This window comes from Nocardiopsis akebiae (genome assembly GCF_018316795.1).
Lineage (GTDB): Bacteria > Actinomycetota > Actinomycetes > Streptosporangiales > Streptosporangiaceae > Nocardiopsis > Nocardiopsis dassonvillei.
The window spans coordinates 2,362,352-2,377,982 of sequence record NZ_CP074132.1; the positions used below are offsets into that span (position 1 = coordinate 2,362,352).

General features: G+C 73.3%; 12 protein-coding genes. All 12 read left to right on the forward strand.

The features are described 5' to 3' along the window. Positions 1-487: 487 nt before the first annotated feature. Positions 488-2,278, forward strand: coding sequence for an endolytic transglycosylase MltG (gene mltG / locus KGD83_RS10210; RefSeq protein WP_249352260.1), 1,791 nt, complete (start codon positions 488-490; stop codon positions 2,276-2,278). Between the two features lie 12 nt (positions 2,279-2,290). Next, entirely contained in the window at positions 2,291-3,127 is an 837-nt protein-coding gene (locus KGD83_RS10215; RefSeq protein ID WP_212643555.1) for a shikimate dehydrogenase, read from the forward strand. 417 nt (positions 3,128-3,544) lie between these two features. Continuing rightward, on the forward strand, positions 3,545-4,111 hold the full coding sequence (infC, locus tag KGD83_RS10220; RefSeq protein WP_256448866.1) for a translation initiation factor IF-3: 567 nt from the start codon (positions 3,545-3,547) through the stop codon (positions 4,109-4,111). A gap of 180 nt (positions 4,112-4,291) precedes the next feature. Further along, positions 4,292-4,486, forward strand: coding sequence for a 50S ribosomal protein L35 (rpmI, locus tag KGD83_RS10225; protein ID WP_013154086.1), 195 nt, complete (start codon positions 4,292-4,294; stop codon positions 4,484-4,486). A 162-nt stretch (positions 4,487-4,648) separates the two neighbouring features. Beyond that, on the forward strand, positions 4,649-5,020 hold the full coding sequence (gene rplT / locus KGD83_RS10230; RefSeq protein ID WP_212643556.1) for a 50S ribosomal protein L20: 372 nt from the start codon (positions 4,649-4,651) through the stop codon (positions 5,018-5,020). Between the two features lie 10 nt (positions 5,021-5,030). Then, positions 5,031-5,882, forward strand: coding sequence for a TrmH family RNA methyltransferase (locus tag KGD83_RS10235; protein ID WP_212643557.1), 852 nt, complete (start codon positions 5,031-5,033; stop codon positions 5,880-5,882). A 536-nt stretch (positions 5,883-6,418) separates the two neighbouring features. After that, a complete protein-coding gene (locus KGD83_RS10240) occupies positions 6,419-7,642 on the forward strand; it encodes a sensor histidine kinase (RefSeq protein ID WP_212643558.1) in 1,224 nt (407 codons plus the stop codon). Positions 7,643-7,828: 186 nt separating this feature from the next. Next, the gene (gene pheS / locus KGD83_RS10245; RefSeq protein ID WP_071622441.1) at positions 7,829-8,947 is read left to right on the forward strand and encodes a phenylalanine--tRNA ligase subunit alpha; all 1,119 of its coding nucleotides are present in this window, start codon (positions 7,829-7,831) and stop codon (positions 8,945-8,947) included. Next, a complete protein-coding gene (gene pheT, locus KGD83_RS10250) occupies positions 8,947-11,433 on the forward strand; it encodes a phenylalanine--tRNA ligase subunit beta (RefSeq protein WP_212643559.1) in 2,487 nt (828 codons plus the stop codon). Before pheS ends, pheT begins: the two co-directional genes overlap by 1 nt. A gap of 511 nt (positions 11,434-11,944) precedes the next feature. Next, complete coding sequence (locus KGD83_RS10255) at positions 11,945-13,171, forward strand: aminotransferase family protein (RefSeq protein WP_212643560.1); 1,227 nt, start codon at positions 11,945-11,947, stop codon at positions 13,169-13,171. Between the two features lie 246 nt (positions 13,172-13,417). Next, positions 13,418-13,915, forward strand: coding sequence for a MarR family winged helix-turn-helix transcriptional regulator (locus KGD83_RS10260; RefSeq protein WP_212643561.1), 498 nt, complete (start codon positions 13,418-13,420; stop codon positions 13,913-13,915). Positions 13,916-14,111: 196 nt separating this feature from the next. Then, complete coding sequence (locus KGD83_RS10265; RefSeq protein ID WP_212643562.1) at positions 14,112-15,533, forward strand: NAD(P)/FAD-dependent oxidoreductase; 1,422 nt, start codon at positions 14,112-14,114, stop codon at positions 15,531-15,533. The last annotated feature ends 98 nt before the right edge of the window (positions 15,534-15,631 follow it).

Sequence of the window (15,631 nt, forward strand, 5' to 3'; positions counted from 1 at the left end):
GCCGCCACCGCGCCGAGCCGCCCGCGGAAGGCCCTGCAGGCCCCTCGGGTCCCGCCCGGCGCGGCGGCGCGGCCGACGCCCTGCGCGGCGGACGAGCCGCCCGCTCCAGCGCCCCCCGCCGTCGGGCCCAGGAGGCGCCCCGGCCCCAGGAACCCGCGCCGCCCCGCTCCCAGGGTCCCGCGCGCTCACGTGAGACCGGTCCGGCGGGCGATCCGACCCAGGACGCCCTGGCCGCCCTGGCCAACCTGGGCGAGGCCGCCGCACCCGCCCGGCCCGCCCATGGCCCCGCGGCCGCGCCCTCCGGGGAGGACGAGCCGCCCCGCCGCGGTCGCCGCGCCCGCCCCGGACCCGAACCCGAACCCGAACCCGAGCCCGAACCCCAGCCCGAGGAGCCCCGCCGCGGCGGCGGGCGCCGCAGGCGCGGCGCCCCGGCCGACGAGGCCCCCGCCGCGGCTCCGCCCCCGAGGAGGAGCCCCGCGGCCGTCGCGTGCGCCGCAGGCGCGGCCGACGCGACGACGAGCCCACCGGCGGCTTCCTGGACGACGCCCCCGAGGACAGCGGCGCCTTCGACTCCGGGACCTTCCCCGGCGTCAGCGGCTCCGCCGACACCGGCGCGTTCGCCGCGGTCGACGAGGAGCCCCGCGGCCGTCGCAGCCGCCGCGCGCGCGCCGACCGCGACGCGTGGGACGAGCGCTCCGACGCCCCCGCCGACAGCGGCGCCTTCCCCGGCACCGACGCCTTCGCCGCGTCCCCGGAGCCCGACTCCGGCGCGTTCGAGGCCCAGGACTTCGACGAGGAGCCGCAGGAGGACCCCGGGCCGCGTTCGCGCCGCTCCCGCCGCAGGCAGGCGGAGGAGGACCGGGGGGGCCGCCGCCGCGGAGGACGCCGCAGGCGCGGCGCCCCCGTGGAGGAGGAGGCCCCGCAGGAGGACGAGGAGCCCGAGGAGGAGCCCGCCGAGTCCTTCGCCGAGGAGGCCCCCGAGGAGGAACCCGAACCCCGTCCCCGCCGCTCCCGCCGCGCGTCCGCGGCCGACGACGGCGGTCGGCGCGGAGGCCGCCGCAGGCGCGGCCGCCGAGAGGAGCCTGAGGAGGAGCCCGAGGAGGAGGACGAGTACGAGGAGCCCAACCTCGCCGACATCGCCGAGGCCTACGGGGGCGGTCGCAGCAGCCGCAAGAAGGCCAAAGAGCTCAAGAGGGCTCGCGCCAACGCGGGCAAGGGCGGCAGGAAGCGCCGCCGCAGGAGCCGGGCCCTGACGATCGTGCTCGCCCTGGTCCTGCTCCTGGTCGTGGCGGGCGGCGGCTACGCCGTCATCCGCACCTACGTCCTGCCCGCCGACTTCGACGGCCAGGGCAGCGGCGAGACCGTGTTCGTCATCGAGCAGGGCGACGCGGGCTCGGTCGTGGGCGAGAACCTCGCCGACGCCGGGGTCGTGGCCAGCTCCCGCGCGTTCCTCAACGCGCTGGACGCCGTCCCCGAGGAGGAGCTCGGCTCCGGGCTGGCCCCCGGCACCTACTCCCTGGCCCAGGGCATGAGCGGAGAGGCCGCCGTGGCCGCCCTGCTCGACCCGGCCAGCCGTGTCGGCGGGCGCGTCACCATCCCCGAGGGACTGCGCACCGACGGCATCTTCGAGAGGATCTCCGAGGCCACCGACCTGAGCGTGGAGGATCTGGACGCGGCCTACGCCCAGACGGACGAACTCGGCCTGCCCGACTACGCCACCGAGGGGCCCGAGGGCTACCTGTTCCCGTCCACCTACCGGTTCGACCCGGGCTCCGACGCGCTCTCGGTGCTCAAGACGATGGTCACCCAGCACAACCAGGTCGCCGAGGAGATCGACCTGGAGGGCAGGGCCGAGGCGCTGGGCTACGACGCCAACGAGGTCATGGCGATCGCGGCCATCGTCCAGGCCGAGACCGGCACCAAGGAGGACATGCCCCTCATCTCAGCGGTCGTGCACAACCGCCTGGAGGAGGGCATGCAGCTCCAGATGGACAGCACGTGCTTCTACGTGCTGGGCGAGGAGGGCACCTTCCTCGACAACGAGCAGCGCGCCTCCTGCGAGGCCGACCCGCGCGGCTACAGCACATACGGCATGACCGGACTGCCCGCCGGGCCGTTCGTGGCCCCCGGGTTGGACGCCATCGAGGCGGCCCTGGCACCGGCCGACGAGGACTACCTCTACTTCGCGCTCGTCGACCCCGAGAACGGCCATACCGGCTTCTCCACCACTCTGGAGGAGCACAACCAGATGGTGGCCGAGAACCAGGCCGAATGGTAGGGAGACGCTGACATGGGACCGGTGCGCGCCGCCGTCCTGGGCTCGCCGGTGGCCCACTCGCTCTCACCGGTGCTGCACACCGCCGCCTACGCGGCGATGGGCCTGGACGAGTGGTCCTACGGCCTGCACGAGTGCGGTGAGGAGGAGCTCGCGCCCTTCCTCGCCGGACTCGGCGGGGAGTGGGCCGGGCTGTCCCTGACCATGCCGCTCAAGCGCCGCGCCCTGGAACTGGCCGACACGGTCTCCGACCTGGCCCTCCAGGCGGGAGGCGCCAACACCCTGGTCCGCCGCGGGCGGGAGTGGCACGCCCACAACACCGACGTCGCCGGGATCACCGCGGCGCTGGCCGAGGCCGGGGCCGACGCCCCCCGCAGCGCGGTCGTCCTGGGCGCCGGGGCCACGGCGGCCTCCGCCCTCGTCGCGCTGCGCCTGCTCGGCCTGACCGCGCCGGTCACCGTGCTGGCCCGCGATCCGGCCAGGGCCGGTCAGGTGGTCGCCGCGGCCCGCCGCACGGGCCACCCGCTGGAGGTGGCCCCGCTCGCCGAGGTGGACGAGCACCTGGACGTGGACCTGGTCGTGTCCTCCCTGCCCTCGGGCGCGGCCGACCTCCACGCCGACCTGCTCGCCGCCTCGCGCGCCGACCTGTTCGACGTCGTCTACTCGCCCTGGCCCACCCGCGCCGCGGCGGCCGTAGCCGCGCGCGGCGGCCGCGTGGTCGGCGGCTTCCCCATGCTCCTGCACCAGGCCGTCGAGCAGGTCCGCCTGATGACCGGTGCGGGCGACGTGCCCGTGGAGGCCATGCGCGCGGCCGGTGAGGCCGAGCTGGCCCGCCGCTCCGTCTCCGCCTGAGCGCGGTCGGGGGGTCGTCCGCCAGGGTGGGACGAACCGGCCTCGGGCACTGGTACGATGAGGTATCGACTTGGTCCGGTGTGTCCCACACCGGAGCCGCAAGCGGAGATGATCCTCCCACCTGCCGGGTACCGCCCGAGCGGGTTCCGGCCCGGCGATCGATCGCGCCGCGTTCTGTCGACCGAGCACCCGTGTCCGGGGTGCCCGGCCGCGCGCGCGACCTCGCTGGGAATAACCGGTCGGATCACCCCGCTTGCAAACGCTGGCGGGGTTTTCGCTGTATGCGGACCCCGACGCGACCGGCGGCCCGACGGACGAGGGCGGCCCGGTCCACACGGCCGTCCACCACCAGGCGGGCGACCGGTCCCAGGTAATCCGACATAGCTAGGGAGGGGTCTCATCAGCGCCGAGCCCCGCATCAATGACCGCATCCGGGTTCCCGAGGTCCGTCTCGTCGGACCCAACGGCGAGCAGGTCGGCATCGTCTCCGTGCAGGACGCCCTGCGTCTGGCCCAGGAGGCCGACCTCGACCTCGTCGAGGTCGCACCGACCGCGCGTCCGCCGGTCGCCAAGCTGATGGACTACGGCAAGTTCAAGTACGAGTCCGCGGTCAAGGCCCGCGAGTCGCGCAAGAACCAGTCGAACACGATCATCAAGGAGATCAAGCTCCGCCCGAAGATCGACCCGCACGACTACGAGACCAAGAAGGGTCACGTGGTGCGGTTCCTCAAGAGCGGGGACAAGGTCAAGGTGACGATCATGTTCCGCGGCCGTGAGCAGTCCCGGCCCGAGCTGGGCCGCCGACTCCTGGCGCGCCTGGCCGAGGACGTCCAGGACCTTGGCACCGTGGAGTCGCAGCCCAAGCAGGACGGTCGCAACATGGTCATGGTGATCGGCCCGCACAAGCGGCGGTCCGAGCACAAGGCCGAGGCCCGTGCGGCGGCGGGGGACAAGTCCCGCCGCGAGCAGAGCACGGACGCCTAGCGACGGGAATTCCCCCACCGCCCGGTCGCCGACAGGGACCGGGTGGTGGGAAGGGTTGCGCGCGCACGGCCCGGGTGCGGTGCACCGGCGCGCGGTGTCCCCGACACAGCAGCGGAAGAACCGTGTCCTCCGCCCCCTGGGGGCGGGTGGCACTCCGACGGAGTAGGAGACGACGGCGACATGCCGAAGAACAAGACCCACAGTGGGGCCAAGGACCGCTTCAAGGTCACCGGCTCCGGCAAGATCATGCGCCGCCGTGCCAACAAGAACCACATCCTTGAGCACAAGACCTCCAAGCGCAAGCGCAAGCTGGGCAACGAGGCCGTGCTCTCCCCCGCGGACGCCAAGAACATGCGCAAGCTGCTCGGCAAGTAGTCCCGGGCCCCTCACCTCCGCGGAAGCGCCCGCCCGCCGACCACGGCCGGTGCGGTGACGGTCCCCGGGAGGGAACCACCGAAGCAACACGGCCGCCGGGTTCGACGCAGCCGGGCCGGTCGGCGCGCCGCGCGCGCCGGAAGAGACAACTAGGGAGTTCCAGTGGCACGCGTGAAGCGGGCTCTCAACGCCAAGAAGAAGCGCAAGGTCGTCCTCGACCGGGCCAGCGGCTACCGCGGGCAGCGCTCGCGCCTGTACCGCAAGGCCAAGGAGCAGATGCTCCACTCGATGACCTACTCCTACCGGGACCGCAAGGACCGCAAGGGGCAGTTCCGTCGCCTGTGGATCCAGCGCATCAACGCCGCCGCCCGCGCCCAGGGTCTGACCTACAACCGCTTCATGCAGGGTCTGAAGCTGGCCGGCATCGAGGTCGACCGCCGTATGCTCGCCGAGCTGGCGGTCAACGACGAGGCCGCCTTCGCCAGCCTGGTGGAGACGGCCAAGAAGGCCCTCCCCGCCGAGGCCGCGGCCTAGGCGAGCGGTGATGGCGAGCCACGAGTTCACGAGCATCCGCTCACCCAGGATCAAGGGGGTTCGGCGGCTCGCCAAGCGCACCTTCCGCCAACGCGAGCGGCGCTTCCTCGCCGAGGGCCCGCAGGCTGTGCGCGAGGCCCTGGCCGCCGCGGTCGACGGCGCCCAGGGGCGGTCCCCCCACGGAGGGGCCGCCCCCGGCGTGGTCGAGGTCTACGCCACCGCGGAGGCCATGCAGCGCCACATCGACCTGGTGGACGCCGCCCGCGCGGTGGACGTGCCCACCCACAGGGTCAGCCTGGACGTGATGTCGGAGCTGGCCCAGACGGTCACCCCGCAGGGGGTCATCGCCGTCTGCGAGTTCGTCGACGTCCCGCTGGAGCGGGTCGGCGACGTCCGCCTCGCGGCCGTGCTCTCCCACGTCCGCGACCCGGGCAACGCCGGCACGGTGCTGCGCACCGCCGACGCGGCCGGTGCCGACGTCGTCATCTTCACCGACGCCTCCGTCGACCCCTACAACGGCAAGTGCGTGCGGGCCTCCGCCGGAAGCCTGTTCCACCTGCCCGTGGTCGTGGGCGTCCCCGTGGCGCGCGCCGTCGACTTCCTGCGCGGCGTGGGCGCGCGGGTGTGGGCCGCGGACGGCAGCGGTCGGCGCGACCTGCACGCCGTCGCCGACAGCGGCGACCTGGACGGCCCGGTCGGCTGGGTGTTCGGCAACGAGGCCTGGGGACTGCCCGAGGAGACCGTCGCCCTTACCGACGGCGCGGTCAGCGTCCCGATCTACGGCGGGGCCGAAAGCCTGAATCTGGCCACGGCCGCCGCGGTCTGCCTCTACACCACCGCGCGGCAGCAGCGGCGTTCCTGAGCCGGAGCGGACGGGTTCGGATCCGCGCAGCTCACGGCACCAGTGGTCACCTTGCGTGATGGATCGGCTGCGTTCACGCCGCTCCCGCGCGCGGGTCCCGCCGTCGGCGCCCGTGCGGATTCCGGGTACCGCGTTCGTCCGAAGTGCACGTGCACCGGCACCGCGTGCCTATAGGGTCGGGGCCTGGGGATCGCGGAGGGTCCATGCGCGTCGCGCGTAGGACCCGGTCGGCCTACCCGTGTCGCGGGTGCGACGCCGTGTCCTTCCTGCCCCACCCGGCAGGCTTGACGACATGGTGTGAGCACGCGCCGCGCGCCGGGGCCCGTGATCCCCGTTCCCGGGAGGCGGGGCGTCCGAAGAGGGCTTGTACGCTCGTCTGTCGTCGGGCGCCCGTTCCCGGGCCGCGAGGCGTACCAGGTGGAAGTGCAGGGTAGACAACCTGCGGTGGTGTCCACGGGTGTTGCGGACACGACCGGTCAGCGGTCCTCGGCCCAGGAGCCTGTGGTCGTGGACCTTCAAGGGGAGCGGGGAGAGGCGTGGGCAGCGGCCGGCAGGTGGACCACCCGGCGGAGGACTCGGGCAGCGGGACCGCTCACTCCCCGGACGACCCCGGGCACGGAGCCGGACCGGTCGCGGAGGCCCCCGCCGAGAACGCTCCCGGACCCCGTACGGGCGACCGCGTACCCGTGACCCTGTGGGAGGTCGACGGCGGCTCGCCCGCCGGACCGGGCGGCACCCCGCTGCACGCCGACGACCTGCCCGACGGCGTCGTGGTGGCCGACTCCCGTGGACGCGTCGTGCTCTTCAACACCCAGGCCGCCCACGTCCTGGGCATCCCCGCCGAGTCCGCCCTGGGCCGCGACTACCGCTCCGTCCTGCCCTTCGTGGGCATCGACGGCAACGACTGGTGGCAGGCCAGCGACCCCTACGGCGGCGCGCGCGACCGCGTCCGCCAGGCCGAGCGCGCCCTCCTGCTGCCCGACGACCGCGAGGTGCTCGTCGCCGCGCGCTACGTGCGCGCCCGCCCCGGGGGAGAACTCGTCCGCCTGGTCGTCACCCTCCGGGACGCCTCCGCGCACGCCGAGCGCTCCCGCGCCGACCTGGTCTCCGAGGTCGCCCACGAGCTGCGCTCGCCCCTGACCAGTGTCAAGGGCTTCACCTCAACCCTGCTCGCCAAGTGGGAACGGCTCACCGACAAGCAGAAGCTGTTCATGCTGGAGACGGTCAACGCCGACGCCGACCGGGTCACCCGCCTCATCCACGACCTGCTCGACGTCTCCCGCATAGAGTCGGGCCGGTTGGAGGTGCGCCGCCAGGTGGTGGACCTGCCCGACGCCGTGCGCCGGGTCGTGGCCGGCCGCGTCGCCTCCGGTGAGCCGGAGGAGCGCTTCCGGGTCGAGACCCGCGGGGAGCTGCCGCGCATGTGGCTCGACGCCGACAAGATCGAGCAGATCCTGTCCAACCTCGTGGAAAACGGGGTGCGGCACGGCGCTGGTACTGTCAGTGTGGTGATCGAGCCCTGCGAGGGAGGAACAGCGGTGTCGGTGCGCGACGAGGGCCAGGGCATAGCGCCCGAGACCATTCCGCGCGTCTTCCGCCAGTTCTGGCGCAGCAAGCGCCGGGGCGGGACCGGCCTCGGACTGTTCATCGTCAAGGGCCTCGTCGAGGCCCACGGCGGCACGATCACCGTCGGACGCGCCCCCAGCGGCGGCGCGGAGTTCCGATTTACCATGCCCGCCGGGGCACCCGAGTTCGTCTGAGGCACTCAGACCCTCCAGCCTCCCCGGTGGGCGCAACGGCGTGCCCCGGGCTCCGCGACACACGTCCTCTGCCGGGTACGCCCGAAATCCGCCTGTGCTCTTCCTGTCGGCTTCGTCCGCCCCGCCGCGGACCGTGACTGCCGCCCGTCCGCCAAGCCGGGGACGTCGGCGGCGAGGCAACCAACCATGTCTGCACCGAACAATTCCTTCGACCCCGTCGAGGTGACCTCCCTGCACCCCGACGAGGTCGCCCGCATGCGCGAGGAGGCGCTGGCCGCCGTCGAGGCCGCCGCCGACCTCGCCGAACTCAAGGAGGTCCGGCTCGCGCACGCCTCGGACCGCTCCCCGCTGGCCCTGGCCAACCGGGAGATCGGCGCCCTTCCCCCCGCGGCCAAGGCCGACGCGGGCAAGCGCGTGGGCGGCGCCCGCCGCGACGTCGGCCAGGCCCTCAAGGCCCGCCAGGCCGTCCTGGAGGCCGAGCGCGACGAGCGCGTGCTCATCGAGGAGCGCGTCGACGTCACCCTGCCCTGGGACCGGGCGCCGCGCGGCTCCCGCCACCCGCTGACCACCGTCGCCGAGCGCGTGGCCGACATTTTCGTCGGCATGGGCTTCGAGATCGCCGAAGGCCCCGAGGTCGAGGCAGAGTGGTTCAACTTCGACGCCCTCAACTTCAAGCCCGACCACCCCGCCCGCACCATGCAGGACACCTTCTTCGTGCAGGGCCCCGACGGGGGCGAGTCCGGCCTGGTCATGCGCACCCACACCTCGCCGGTGCAGATCCGCGCCCTGCTCTCCCGGGAGCTGCCGGTGTACGTGGTCGCGCCCGGCAAGACCTTCCGCACCGACGAGCTCGACGCCACCCACAGCCCCGTCTTCCACCAGCTGGAGGGCCTGGTCGTGGACCGGGGCGTCACCCTGGCCCACCTGCGCGGGGCCATCGACGCCTACGTCGAGGGCGTGTTCGGCGAGGGACTGCGCACGCGCTTCCGCGCCTCCTACTTCCCCTTCACCGAGCCCTCCGCCGAGGTCGACATGGAGTGCTTCGTGTGCCGGGGCGCCTCGGTCGGCGACCCGGACGCGCCCTGCCGCACCTGCTCCAGCGAGGGCTGGATCGAGATCGGCGGCTGCGGCGTGGTCAACCCCCGCGTGCTCACCGCCGCGGGCGTGGACCCCGAGGTCTACACGGGCTGGGCCTTCGGCCTGGGAATCGAACGGACACTGATGTTCGCGCACGGGGTGCGCGACATGCACGACATGGTCGAGGGCGACATCCGCTTCACCTCGGCGTTCGGGAGTGAGAACTGATGCGCGTCCCCCTGAGCTGGCTGCGGGAGTACGTCGACCTCCCGGTCGGCACCACCGCCCGCGAACTCGCCGGCCGCCTCACGCTGGCGGGCCTGGAGGTCGAGACCGTCGACGAGCTCGGCGCCGACGTCACCGGCCCCATCGTGTACGGCCGCGTGCTGGAGATCGAGGAGCTGACCGGGTTCAAGAAGCCCATCCGCTACTGCCGGGTGGACGTGGGCGGGGCCAACGGCACCGGCGAGCCGCAGGAGATCGTCTGCGGCGCCCGCAACTTCTCCGAGGGCGACCTGGTCGTGGTCTGCCTGCCCGGCGCCGAACTGCCCGGCGGCTTCCGGATCGGTGCCCGCAAGACCTACGGCCGGATGTCGGCCGGCATGATCTGCTCTGCCAGCGAGCTGGGCCTGTGGGAGGACCACAGCGGCATCATCGTGCTGCCCGAGGGCTTCGGCGCGGTGGGCGAGGACGCCGTCGGGCCGCTCGGCCTTCGCGAGGACGTCCTGGACATCGCCGTCACGCCCGACCGGGGCTACGCGCTGTCCCTGCGCGGCGTGGCCCGCGACGCCGCCGCGCTGTACGGCGTCGACTTCCACGACCCGGCCGACATCGCCGTCGCCGGGTCCGGCGGCGAGGGCCACCCCGCCGAGATCGACCCGGCCCTGTGCGACCGCTACGTCCTGCGCGGCGCCACCGGGTTCGACCCCGACGCGCCCAGCCCGCTGTGGATGAAGCGCCGCCTGCACCAGTGCGGCGTGCGTCCCATCTCCCTGGCCGTCGACGTCACCAACTACGTGATGCTCGAACTCGGCCAGCCGCTGCACGCCTGGGACCGCGCCCAGCTGCGGGGCGCCCTGCGGGTGCGCGCCGCCGAGGCGGGGGAGAAGCTGGAGACCCTGGACCACGTCCAGCGCTCCCTGGACACCGACGACATCGTCATCGCCGACGACAGCGGCCCGGTCAACATCGCCGGGGTCATGGGCGGCCTGACCACGGAGATCTCCCTGACCAGCACCGAGGTGCTGGTCGAGGCCGCGCACTTCGACGCCATGCACATCGCCCGCGCCTCGCGGCGCCACCAGCTGTCCTCGGAGTCCTCCCGCCGCTTCGAGCGGGGCGTGGACTCGGCCGTGCAGCTGGCCGCCGCCACCCGCGCGGTCGAGCTGCTCGCGGAGCTGGGCGGGGCCGTCGTCGAGACCGCCTACACCCACCTGGACCGCACCGCCGCGCGCGAGCCGGTCACGGTGCGGGCCTCCCACGCGGGCGCCGTCGCCGGGGTGGACTACCCCGAGGGCACCACGCAGCGCTGGCTGCGCGCCGTCGGCTGCGAGGTGGAGGCCGACGGGGACCTCCTGAAGGTCGTTCCGCCCAGCTGGCGACCCGACATCACCGACCCCAATGACCTCGCCGAGGAGGTCATCCGCTTCGAGGGCTACGAGAACATCCCCTCGATCCGCCCGCGCGCCTCGGGCCGGGGTCTGACCGCGAGCCAGCGCCTGCGCCGCGCGGTCGGCCGCACCCTGGCCGGGACCGGCTTCCACGAGGTGTTGAACTACCCCTTCGTCGGCGAGCGCGACCTCGACGGCCTCCAGTTGGCGGCCGACGACGACCGCCGCGTCGCCCTGCGCCTGGCCAACCCGCTCAACGAGGGCGAGCCGCTGCTGCGCACCACGCTGCTGCCGGGCCTGTTCAAGGCGCTGGCCCGCAACACGGGCCGCGGGTTCACCGACGTGGCCCTGTACGAGACGGGCCTGGTCTACCGGCCCAGGCCCGGCGCCCCCCGCGCGCCCATGCTCTCCGTGGACCGCGGGCCCGACGCCGAGGAGCTGGCCCGGATCGAGGCCGCCCTGCCGGACCAGCCGCGCCGGGTGGGCGCGGTGATCTCCGGCCACGCCGAACGCGCCGGATGGTGGGGCCCGGGTCGGGAGGCCGGCTGGGCCGACGCGGTCCAGACCGCACGCGACGTCGCCCGCGTCGCCGGGGTCGAGCTGGAGGTCGAGGCCGATCAGCACGCCCCGTGGCACCCGGGCCGCTGCGCCGCGCTGTACGTGCGCGTGGACGGCGAGCGCCTGCTCGTGGGCCACGCCGGAGAGCTGCACCCGCGCACCGTCCAGGCGTTCGGGCTGCCCGAGCGCACGGCCGCGGTGGAGGTCGAACTCGACCGGATCGAGCGGGCCCGCACCCCGGTCACCGCGCCGGAGATCTCCACGTACCCGGTGGCCACGCAGGACGTGGCCCTGGTCGTGGACGCCTCGGTGCCGGTCGGGCGGGTCAGCGACGCGCTGGCCGAGGGCGCCGGTGAACTGCTGGAGAGCGTGCGCCTGTTCGACGTCTACACCGGCGACCAGGTCGGCGAGGGCAGCAAGTCGGTGGCCTTCGCCCTGCGCTTCCGGGCCGCCGACCGGACGCTGACGGCGGAGGAGGCCGGGGCGGCGCGCGACGCGGCCGTCGCCCTGGCGACCGAGCGCACGGGGGCCGTCCTGCGCGGCTGACGCGGAGAACCGTTCCGCGCGGCCGAGACGCGCGTGTTTGGGCCAGGGCGGGGCCGGTCACTTGCCGAGTACGGGAGTGGCCGGCCCCGCCCCCGTGTGTACGCGGGACCGCGCGCCGCGTGTGGCGCGCAGGTCGCACACCGTCACGCCACGCCAGAGGTGTCGGTGAAAGCTCCGTCGGCGAGCCCGGATTCCAGATTGTTTTTCGGCGAGTTCTTCCAGCCCAGCAGGGGTTTTGGTGCCGACCCCCGAGGGTAGCCGGCATGAAGTTTGTGTTTCGGGGCATGGATCTTCGTTTTGGCTCTTGCTGTGAGGCGGGTCGCACGCTTAGCCTGCAAGCACCTGCCACCAACGGGCGCCCGTGTGCAGGCTGGATCAACCTGAGTTTTCCACTGCGCTCTCGCGCATGACACGGCTCGGAGGTCGCCATATGACCGAAACGGTTGTCTCGTCCGCACTCGCTCCCACGCAACAGCGGGAGCCCAGTCGCCTCTGGCACACCTTCTGCGATATGAACACGGTGGTCAGGGGTCCGGAGTTCATGGTGGCCCGCGCCGAGGGCGTATGGCTCTGGGACAGCTCCGGCGACCGCTACCTGGACGGTACGGCCAGCCTCTGGTACTGCAACGTCGGCCACGGCCGTACCGAGATCGCGGACGCGGTCCACCGCCAGATCAGCACCCTGGACGCCTACACGGTCTACGGGGACTTCGCCAACGGGCCCGCGGTGGAACTGTGCGAGCGCCTGGCCTCGCACGCCCCGGTGGCCGACCCGCGGGTGATCCTGACCTGCGGGGGAGGGGAGTCCATCGACACGGCCGCCAAGCTGGCGCGGCGGTACTGGGCGGTGACCGGCCAGCCCGCGCGCACCCACCTGATCAGCCGGACCGGCGGCTACCACGGTCTGCACGGGTTCGGCACGAGCATCTCGGGCATGGACCGGTTCCGCAGCGGCTACGGCAGGCTGGTCGAGGACACCTCCGTGGTGCCCCACGACTCGGCCGAGGCCCTGGAGGCGGAGATCCTCAGGGTCGGCCCCGAGCGGGTCGCCGCCTTCTTCGCCGAGCCGGTGATCGGCGCGGGCGGGGTCTTCCTGCCGGAGGAGGACTACTTCGCCGAGGTGTCGCGGATCTGCCACAAGTACGGCGTGCTCTTCGTCGTGGACAGCGTCATCTGCGGTTTCGCCCGGATGGGGAACTGGTTCGGCATCGAGCGCTTCGGTGTCGACCCGGACATGATCGTCTTCGCCAAGGGCGTCTCCAGCGGGTACCTGCCGCTGGGCGGCGTCGTGGTCAGCGGACGCGTGGCCGACCCCTTCTACAACGGCGAGGGCAACCCGTTCCTGCACGGGACCACCTACGCCGGGCACCCGACGGCGTGCGCGGCGGCGATGGCCAACCTGGACATCCTGGAGCGCGAGGACCTGTTCACGGTGTCGCTGGAGATCGAGCGCCAGTTGGACGGCGCCCTGCGCGGTCTGGCCGACCACCCGATGGTGGCCGAGGTCCGCTCGGGCCTGGGCGTCATGGGAGCGGTGGAGCTCACCGAGGAGGCCCTGAGCGGCCGGGGGATCACCACCCAGGAGGTGTTCGCCGAGGCGCGGGCACGCGGCGTGATCGTACGGCCGATTCCCACGGCGCTGCTCGTCTCCCCGCCGCTCATCATCACCTGGGAGCAGATCGACCACATGGTGTCCACCCTGGCGGCCGCGCTGGACGCGGTCGCGGCCCGGCACTGACCACGGGGCCCCGCCGTGTCCCCGGCGGGGCCCCGTGGAGGAAACCTCCTTCCGCGACCGCCCTCCTCCGACCGCCTCCCGCAGCCGCCTTCCCGACCCGGTGCGTGATTCCGCGCGCCGGGTGTGACGTGTTCGGGACGAATCCACTGGGCGAAACGTCCCGCGTCGAGTAAAATTTACTGGGAAGATATTTCTTGTGGGTGGGATGCGCGTCGGCGTCCGCCCGGGGAGGGAGAGGGAGCGGACATGACCACAGAGCCGATCGAGGCCGCGGACAGAGCGGGCGGGGCGGGCGGCGCGACGAGCGACGACGACCTCATCACCGCGTGGGGGCTGGTCCACGAGGCCATGAACGTCGTCCAGCCCAAGCTCCTGGGCGGCATCACCCCGGACGGCAAGGACATGGCCGGGCCGTGGTTCGAGGTCCTCATACGTCTCCAGCGCACGCCCGGCCACCGGCTGCCCATGAGCCGCCTGGCCCGTGAGGTCAGCCTGAGCACGGGCGGTTTCACCAAGCTCGCGGACCGTCTGGAGCGCGAGGGCTATCTGGAACGGGAGAACTGCGCCTCGGACCGCCGGGTCGTCTACGCCGTCCTGACCGACAGGGGCCTGGACTTCATCGGCCAGGCGCGCACCAGACACGTCGAGCGGCTGCGCGAACACGTCCTGGGCCCGCTCGGCGAGGACGGGGTGCGCCAGCTCGCCGCCATCGCGCGTACGCTCCGTGACAGCTCCTGCTGCTGACGGCGCGTTCGGGTCGGAACTCTCGGTAGTCGAATCCGCGCTTCGCCGGTGCGCCACCGGACCCGGAGGCGGGGAGGACATCCCACCGGCCGCCGTTCCCGTGTAGGTTGGCGGAAGTTCGTGGGTCCCGCGGGGTGGACCGTGAGCGCACAGTTTTTCGGGGGGAATCATGGGACTGTTCACCACTGCCGCGCAGATGAGAGCGATTCCACGGTCCTCGCGCTTCGCCAACGGGGGCGTCTCCTTCTGGTTCCGCGAGACCGGGCTCCCCGAGCGCCGCGCGCCCCTGCCCGGCACCGCCGACTACGACGTCTGCGTGGTCGGGGCCGGGTACACGGGCCTGTGGACCGCCTACTACCTCAAGAAGGAGCAGCCGGACCTGCGCGTGGCGGTGGTCGAACGTGAGTTCGCCGGTTTCGGCGCCTCGGGCCGCAACGGAGGGTGGCTGTCCGCGGAGTTCGCGGGCTCCCGCGAGCGTTACGCGCAGTCACACGGCAAGGCCGCGATGGTCGCCCTGCAGCGGGCGATGATGGACACCGTCACCGAGGTGGTCTCGGTCGCCGAGGCCGAGGGCGTCGACGCCGACGTCGTCCGCGGGGGCATGCGCCTGGTGGCCACCAACGCCGCTCAGCGCCAGCGCCTGGCCGAGGACATCGAGTACCTCCAGGAGTGGGGCTACTGGCCCGACGACATCCACCTGCTCGACGGCGAGCGCGAGCCCCGGCTGTCGGTGTCGGGAGCCGTGGCCTGCGCCTACTCCCCGCACGCAGCCCGGGTGCAGCCCGCCAAGCTGGTCACGGGGCTGGCCCGGGTGGTGGAGGACCTGGGCGTGGCCGTCTTCGAGGGCACCGAGGTGGAGGAGATCCGCCCCCGCCGGGGCGCGGCCCGCCCGGCGGTCGTCACCGCGCACGGCACCGTCTACGCCGACCACGTCGTGCGCGCCACCGAGGGCTTCACCTCCACCCTGCGCGGCCAGCGCCGCGACTGGCAGCCGGTGAACTCCTCGATGATCGTCACCGAGCCCGTTCCCGCCGAACTGTGGGAGAAGATCGGCTGGGAGGGCCGGGAGCTGCTGGGTGACACCGCCCACTCCCACGTCTACGCCCAGCGCACGGCCGACGACCGCATCGCGATCGGCGGGCGCGGAGTCCCGCACCGCTTCGGCTCGGCCCAGGAGGAGGAGGGCGCCACCCAGCCGCAGGCCATCGCCGAACTGTGGCGGGCGCTCACCCGCATGTTCCCCGACGTGGCCGACGTGCCGGTCGAGCACGCCTGGTCCGGTGTGCTGGGGGTGCCGCGCGACTGGCGCCCCACCGTGCACCTGGACGCCGAGACCGGCCTGGGCTGGGCGGGCGGTTACGCGGGCAGCGGCGTGGCCGCCAGCAACCTGGCCGGGCGCACCCTGCGCGACCTGGTCCTGCGCCGCGAGACCGACCTGACCCGCCTGCCGTGGGTGGGCCACCGCGACCGCGGCTGGGAGCCCGAGCCCCTGCGCTGGGTGGGCACGCAGGTCATCCACGGGCTGTACCGGAGCGCCGACCGCCGCGAGTCGCGGACCGAGGACAAGGCGCACACCTCGCGCCTGGCCGGGATCGCCACCCGCATCTCCGGCCGCTGACCAGGCCTGCGGATTCTCCTGACAGTGTGTGGCGTTCAAAGTGCATTCAATGTCATGGCCATGATTCCTGAGGTGCCCTTCTCCGAGTTCGTCAACAG

Bases quoted from the DNA above. Each gene is read 5' to 3' on its own strand.
- pheS (WP_071622441.1), top strand. From the start codon at position 7,829: ATGTCTGCACCGAACAATTCCTTCGACCCCGTCGAGGTGACCTCCCTG.
- KGD83_RS10215 (WP_212643555.1), top strand. From the start codon at position 2,291: ATGGGACCGGTGCGCGCCGCCGTCCTGGGCTCGCCGGTGGCCCACTCG.
- pheT (WP_212643559.1), top strand. From the start codon at position 8,947: ATGCGCGTCCCCCTGAGCTGGCTGCGGGAGTACGTCGACCTCCCGGTC.
- KGD83_RS10255 (WP_212643560.1), top strand. From the start codon at position 11,945: ATGAACACGGTGGTCAGGGGTCCGGAGTTCATGGTGGCCCGCGCCGAG.
- KGD83_RS10260 (WP_212643561.1), top strand. From the start codon at position 13,418: ATGACCACAGAGCCGATCGAGGCCGCGGACAGAGCGGGCGGGGCGGGC.
- KGD83_RS10265 (WP_212643562.1), top strand. From the start codon at position 14,112: ATGAGAGCGATTCCACGGTCCTCGCGCTTCGCCAACGGGGGCGTCTCC.
- KGD83_RS10235 (WP_212643557.1), top strand. From the start codon at position 5,031: ATGGCGAGCCACGAGTTCACGAGCATCCGCTCACCCAGGATCAAGGGG.
- rpmI (WP_013154086.1), top strand. From the start codon at position 4,292: ATGCCGAAGAACAAGACCCACAGTGGGGCCAAGGACCGCTTCAAGGTC.